The organism is Armatimonas sp. (assembly GCF_043760365.1).
Taxonomy (GTDB): Bacteria; Armatimonadota; Armatimonadia; order Armatimonadales; family Armatimonadaceae; genus Armatimonas.
The window spans coordinates 1-6831 of sequence record NZ_JAYUPA010000034.1 but is presented as its reverse complement, the minus strand read 5'-3'; the positions used below and the strand labels follow the sequence as shown (position 1 = coordinate 6831).

Here is a 6831-nt window from a genome sequence, read left to right as displayed (position 1 = left end):
TCCCAACGCCTGCGGCGCGTCCTCCGGACGAAGAGATTACTTGTCCGAAGGACATCGGCGGAGCCGACCCGCAGCGAGGGATTTTAATCCCTCGCACCGCGCCGCACTAATTCACGAACCACAGCGGCCTGACTCGCAGAGATTTCGGGGTACTCCGGGTCGCTCCCGACATCCTCGCGCACAAACCACGAGCGGGCGCACTTGGTGCCCGGCGCAGGCGAGACAGTAACCGAGAGCGCGTTGCCTCCCGTCAACGAGAGTTTTGGAACCATTATTGCTTCACACAATAGCGCATAGGTTTCCTTAACCGCTTCCGCCAGCCCGAGACTTTGTGCAAGCTCTGTGGTGAGGATGATGTCGGCCTGTGCCTCGGTAGACTTGGTGATGGTCTTGGCCTGACGCAGCGGCTCCATCTGGAGATTAAAGGCATCCCGGACGGTGAGTAGCGCCGCAAAACGGGCTTCCAGAGCAGAGTCAGTCTCGCCTGCTTCCGGCCAATCCGCCAGATGAACGCTCTCAGCTTTGCCGTCCCAGACGGGCAGAAAGTCCCAAGCTTCCTCTGCCGTATGGACAAGCACAGGCGCGAGCATTTTAATCAGCGCCATCGCCACCTCCAGCATCGCGGTCTGCGACGAGCGACGCTTGGGGTCTTCTGGCAGTGATGTGTAGAGGCGATCTTTAAGCACATCTAAGTAAAACCCCGAGAGCTCCGTGTTACAGAAACCGATCAGTGATTGAGTGGCTCGGTAGAACGCGTACTCGTCGTAGGCCGCCGTGACTTCGCTGACGACGCCCGAGAGCTTGGAGAGAATCCAGGCGTCTAGGGGATTGAGTTTGGCGTGCTCCACCCCGTCGGTGTTGGGGTTAAAGTCCGCGAGATTCCCGAGCAGAAAGCGCAGGGTGTTGCGCAGCTTTCGGTAGCTGTCGGCGAGCTGCTTTAAGATAGTGTCCCCGAGCTTGGTGTCCTCGGTGTACTCACATGAACCGACCCAGAGCCGCAAGACATCCGCGCCGTACTTTTCGATGACCCCCAACGGATCAACAGCATTCCCTTTCGACTTACTGTACTTGTAGCCCAGCTCGTCCACGGTGAAGCCATTAGTGACCACGGCCTTGTACGGCGGCACACCGCGTAGTGCCGTGGCGATCAGGAGCGAGCTATTGAACCAGCCTCGGTGCTGGTCGCTTCCCTCCAAATAGAGATCGGCGGGCCAGCGCAGGCTGGGCCAGACACCCGAGTCTAAAACGGCAAAGCTGGTGCTGCCCGAGTCGAACCAGACATCGAGAACGTCTTTTTCTTTCTCAAAGTCTTTGGCCGCGACCCCATTATAGCTAAACCCAGCGGGCAGGATGTCCTCGGGTGCAGCGGCGTACCACGCCTCGACCCCGCTCTTGCGGATCACGGCAACGGCGGCATCGAACGCGATCTCATCCATAACGGGCTCGCCGTTGGCATAGAACAAAGCGATAGGAACGCCCCAGTGGCGCTGGCGTGAGACGGTCCAGTCAGGCCGCCCGGCGACGGCAGCCGTGATGCGGTTCTCCGACTGCGCAGGGTACCAGGCGACGCCTTTGATGCCCTCCAGCGCTTTTTGGCGGAGCCCGTCGTGCTCCACGGAGACGAACCACTGGACGGTGGCCCGAAAGAGCAGCGGCTTGTACGGCGCACGCGGCGAGTGCGGGTAGGAGTGCGTGAAACTATAGCTGCCCAGAAGCGCCCTGAGCTCGGCCAATCGCTTCGGGATGGCTGTATTGGCCTCGTCGGTGCTCATGCCCTCAAATGGCCCCGCTTCTTCCGTGTAGCGGCCCCGCCCGTCGAGTGGCGAGAGGATCTGCAGACCGTACTTCATCCCCGTTAGGTAGTCGTCGGCACCGTGCCCCGGCGCGGTATGCACAATGCCCGTGCCCGTGTCGGTTGTCACGTAGGTTGCCAGCACGCCCACGGAGTCACGGTCTAGCTCAGGCAGTGGGTGACGGAAGCGTGTGCCCTCAAAACGCGCACCTTTTCGCGTTTCGAGCACGGTGACGGCCCCTAAATCACACGCCGTCGCCGTGGCTTCGAGCAGCTCGGCGAGCAAAACCAGCTTTCCGGCTTTCTCCGTCTGGACAACCACGTAGTCAAAGTCCGGGTGAAATGCCAGCGCTAAGTTGGCCGGGATAGTCCAGGGAGTCGTTGTCCAGATCACGGCACGCAGGCCAGGCTCTGTTTGGCTCTCAAACGCTACATAGATCGCCGGACTCACGTGGTCTTTGTACTCGGCCTCGGTGTTAGCAAGCGCCGTCTCGTTGGCGATGTCCCAAAGAACCGGCTTCAGGCCACGGTACACAAAACCCTTGCGCGCCATCGCCAGAAAGGTCTCGACGATCTTAGCCTCAAACGCGGGGGCCATTGTCAGATACGGGTTGTCCCAGTCGCCCCGGATTCCCAGGCGCTGGAACTGCGTTTTCTGCACAGCCACCCACTCGGCGGCGTAGGTGCGGCAGCGAGCGCGCAGCGTGTCCGGTGTCCAAGCCTCTTTTTTCTCCCGGAACTCCTTGACGACCTGCACCTCGATAGGCAGCCCGTGGTTGTCCCAGCCAGGCACATACGGCGACTGGAAGCCCGACATGGTCTTGTAGCGCGTGACAATATCTTTGAGTGTCTTATTGAGCGCATGGCCCAGGTGCAAGTTGCCGTTGGAGTACGGCGGACCGTCGTGCAGAAGAAACATACCCTTGGGAGCGGGCTTGTCCAGCGACTTTTGGTAGAGATCCTGCTCCTTCCAGCGTGCTTGAAAAAGTGGCTCGCGGGTGGGCAGATCGGCGCGCATCGGAAAGTCCGTCTGCGGCAAGTTCAGTGTTTTTGAGTAGTCCATAGTGATCTAAATTCCAGAGAGAGTGCGCGGGTCGGCGGCGAGACAAAACAAAGCAGCGCCCCTGAAAGCAAAATCACTGCGGTTCGCCGAACCCAAGAGGCAAGCACCCTCGCTCGCCCCGAACCGTGTGTTGCTCAGGAGCGCTGGATAATCTGGGCGATACCGCCACAGCGGGAGAAGAAGTGCATAGGTTGGAGATCAGTATACCGCATACACGTTGCTGTCTACCCGCGATTACGTGCCGCCAAGACCATCACCATGAGCGCGAGGAGTGCAAGCATCTCCTCATCAGTGGATAGCTCCCCGTGCTTTTCCAGCTCAAACTTGCTCTCAAAGAGCGAGGGTTTCTTCACCAGACGCAGCACTTTCGTATCGCCGCGCTTGACGAGATAGGCAGGGTGGAAGAGAAATGAGGTGGCTAACCCGAGAATCGGAATCTCACCCAACACGCTGTCAATCACCTTGATCCAGGGGTTTTCCTCGTCTATCTGAAGCGTCGCCACATCCCTTCCCACGGGCCGAATCTGATAGTCAATGTTCCAGAGAGACTTCCAGCCGTTACAGGTCACGGTCCCCAGCTCCGCACCCGCCGCACTGGTAAATGCGTAGACAGGAGAGACGGCGATAGCCTTGTGCGACTCAATATAGTAGAGCGGCTGGGTCTGCCCGGAGTCCGAGAAAATCGTAATCTTCTCCTTCCAGGAAAACTTGCGCTTGAGGTAGCACACCGTCGTACCCGACGCATCCGTGACAGTGAGCTGGCTGAGCAGCGCGAGTAGCTTAAACGAGACTGTTAGTGGGTAGTTCATTGTATTTATTTCTTTTCTTCCGGGCGGGTGTAGAGCGTGCGCAGATCACGCACGCCGCGCTCGGCGTAGGGGACGCCTTTTTGCATCCACTCGGGGCGAGCCGTATTGAGCAGGTAGTGGTCGAAGAACTCGGCCATGTGCACCGTCCAGTGCTTCATATTCTCGCGGTTGGTCAGGCCATGCCCCTCGCCGTTGTAGTTGAACATAAACGCCTCCTTGCCGAGGCGACGCATTGCTGAGAAAAACTCGATGCCCTGTGTCCACGGCACGGCTCCGTCGGCGTCGTTGTGGATCGAGAGATAGGGTGTCTGCACTTTGTCCACCCAGAAGATCGGGGAGTTCTCGATGTACTTAAGCGGGTCGGTCCACGGTGGGCCACCAATGCGGCTCTGGGTGCGCTCGTACTGGAAGGCGCGGCTCATCCCGGATTCGTAGCGAATCCCGCCGTAAGCACTCACCATGTCCGAGACGGCGGCCCCCGCCTCAACGGCGCGGAAGAGATTGCTGCGCGTGATTAGATAGGTAATCTCGTAAGCCCCCCAGCTATGTCCCTGAATCCCGATGCGCTGTGCATCAACGTAGCCACGCCGGAGCACTTCCTGAACCGCCGGGATCACGCACTTCAGCGCCGACTCGCCAGGATAACCGGTTCGGTAGGTGATGTCCGGACGCAGGACAATGTAGCCATTGCTGACGTAGCGGCTCACATTAATGCTCGTCCCAACACCGGGCCGCACGTAGTTATGAAGCTGATCCGCCATCCGCTCGTAGATATAGACCATCAAGGGGTACTTCTTATTTGGATCGAAGTTATCCGGCAGTGTCAGCACCGCAGGGAGCTTCTGTCCGTCGCCCGTCGTGTACTCCATCAGCTCACTCTTGCCCCAGACAAAGTCTTTCTGCTGCGGGTTCGCGTCGGTAATCTTGACCGCCTCCGTGAGCTTGGAGATACTCGGAGCGAGCCACAGATCGGGAAAGGCATCGAAGCGCTCTCGGGTAAAGAGCACCGTCTCGGCATCGCGGGCCTTGATCGGCGGCCCAAAGGAGCAGTCGTCCATGACAATTTGGGTGGGCCGTCCCTCCCGAAGCGATGTGGCACGCCAGTAGCCCTCGGCTTTGGAGGTCTGATCCGTGACACTGAAAAGAAGGGGCTTGTTGGTGGGGACGGTCGGCTTCTCGGGATCGAAACCCAGGCGATTTAGCCGGAATGTCAGCCCCGCCTTTCGTCCCCCAGTCACCTGCCGCACGTCGCCATTTTCTGGGTTCACTTCCCAGAGATCGAACTTATCGTAAAGCAGCACGGACTTATCGCCCTCTGTCCAGCCTGCGGAGCCATAGGTCGGCGGCGGGGCGGGATGGTCGTCGTCCTCGTTCCAGAGTGGGTGAGGAATCTTGGCCCCAAGGTTCACCACTCTCTCGCCGCCCGTCTCGCGGCACAGCCAGGTTTTCTGCTCTTGGCTCCACCAGAGCAGATACTTCTCGCTCGGCGAGAGAAGCGCGAGTGCGCCTTGCTTAGTCAGCACCCGCTTCCTCTCCGCAGTTTCAATATCCACGAGATAGATATCGTCGTAGCCCTGATCCCAGGACGTGAGCTGCTGGTAGGGCTTGGCATCGCGCCCCAGTGCCCAGCGCCTGGTTCCATCGCCCACCAGTACCGTGGGTTGATCCGGGCCGGAGAGCACCGTGAGCTTGCCACTCTTGAGGCTCAGACGTGCGGGGTAGGAGGGCTTGACGGTGCTGCGTAGCTTCTGCATTGTCTGGAGCAGGCCGTCACCCGTGGCCCAGATATCAACATTGATGGGATCAACGGGATCTTTGGGTTTTGGACTGGGCTTGGGCGCAAGTGCGAGGTTCAGGTAGCTCCCGTCTTTGGAGAAGCGCACCTGGCCCGTCTCCGCGAGCTGCCAGCCTGTGGGAACACCAGGAGTTTTCTCCGTCACCAGCTCCCGCGCCTTTGCTTCACCCACTTTCCAGTGCCAGAGCGCACTGGTTCGCGGAGTCTCTCCCCCTTCCCCCGCCGGGCGGGGGGGAGTTGCAGAAGCAGCCTTGGGTGTGCGTACAAAAACGAGTTGCTGGCCGGATTCGTCCCATGTGATTCCACTATACGTTGCACGATCACCAATCTTCGTTACCTTATCCTGGATATCCCAGACAACGAGACCGTTGCGAGTTTCGTCTTTCCCATCCACCACATAGGCTAAACGCTCCCCCGATTTATGCCAAACAAAATCAGTCACATCGGGCACAGAAATCTTAACCCCCAGCTCAAGATGAAACAAAATCAGATCGGCACCCACGGGTTGGCTCGGTGCCACCCCCAGAGTCCCTGCCCCTGTGCCCTGTGGCGCTCCCGCAGGGCGTCGTCCTTGCCGTCCCGCAGGCGGCTGGTCTTTCCCGCCTCCTCCCGCTCCCCCACCCGTGGGAGCGGGAGGGGCGACGGGTTTCTCCAGCTGATAGGCCAGCCAGCGACTTCCCTCACTTGCCAGCGTGAAGCGACGAACTTTCTCAATTGTCTCCGTCTTGCCCGTCGTCAGATCCAGAATTCCCAGCGCTGAGGGCAAAGCGGGTTTCTTGTCTTTACGTGCCTTCTCGCTCTCCGCAAACAGCGGCGCGATCGAAAAAACCACAAAACGGCTATCGGGAGTGAGCTGGGGAGTGCGCCCCCGAGGAATCTTGTACTCCGTCGCCCCCGCTGTGCTTCGAATAAACAGTGTCCCATCACCCTCGGCAGGGGCGATCCCATAGACGACCCACTTCCCATCGCGCGCGAGCTGTTGCGACTGAATACTTTTCCAGAGCTCGTAGTCGTAGTGCTTCAGAGGGCGCTTGCCGATTTGTGCCGCAGCAACAGTCGCAACCGCGGGCTGGAGCTGGTTGATCGTCGTGCCCCCATTCACACGAGCAGGAAGGGTTTCCTGTCCGTAGGCCACGGTGAACATTCCAAAAGAAAGAGCAAGAGAAAACGTCAGGCGAATGCGGTTCATGACAGCAATTATAACGGTTTTCTGCTATGATTTAGCCATGCAGATAAGATTTACTTTTTGTGTTGCCGCACTCTTCGCGGCCAGTGGCGCCTGGGCGCAGAGTGCGCCTGGTGGCCCGCTTTCTCCATCGGCGGGCTGGGCAGCGCAGCGAGCAGGGATCGGGCCAGCTAGTAGTCAGGCAGC

At 59.4% G+C, this 6831-nt stretch carries 3 protein-coding genes; all 3 read right to left on the bottom strand.

Features of this window, described 5'->3' with window-relative positions:
• Window positions 1–83 precede the first annotated feature (83 nt).
• Complete coding sequence (ileS, locus tag ACH2EH_RS00845) at window positions 84–2855, bottom strand: isoleucine--tRNA ligase (protein WP_395137867.1); 2772 nt, start codon at window positions 2853–2855, stop codon at window positions 84–86.
• A gap of 224 nt (window positions 2856–3079) precedes the next feature.
• The gene (locus tag ACH2EH_RS00840; RefSeq protein ID WP_395137865.1) at window positions 3080–3664 is read right to left on the bottom strand and encodes a hypothetical protein; all 585 of its coding nucleotides are present in this window, start codon (window positions 3662–3664) and stop codon (window positions 3080–3082) included.
• 5 nt (window positions 3665–3669) lie between these two features.
• On the bottom strand, window positions 3670–6648 hold the full coding sequence (locus tag ACH2EH_RS00835; RefSeq protein WP_395137863.1) for a prolyl oligopeptidase family serine peptidase: 2979 nt from the start codon (window positions 6646–6648) through the stop codon (window positions 3670–3672).
• Between the last annotated feature and the right edge of the window lie 183 nt (window positions 6649–6831).

What these genes read in the sequence shown, in the direction of transcription:
- ileS (WP_395137867.1), bottom strand. Translation starts at nt 2,855, where the DNA reads ATGGACTACTCAAAAACACTGAACTTGCCGCAGACGGACTTTCCGATG.
- ACH2EH_RS00840 (WP_395137865.1), bottom strand. Translation starts at nt 3,664, where the DNA reads ATGAACTACCCACTAACAGTCTCGTTTAAGCTACTCGCGCTGCTCAGC.
- ACH2EH_RS00835 (WP_395137863.1), bottom strand. Translation starts at nt 6,648, where the DNA reads ATGAACCGCATTCGCCTGACGTTTTCTCTTGCTCTTTCTTTTGGAATG.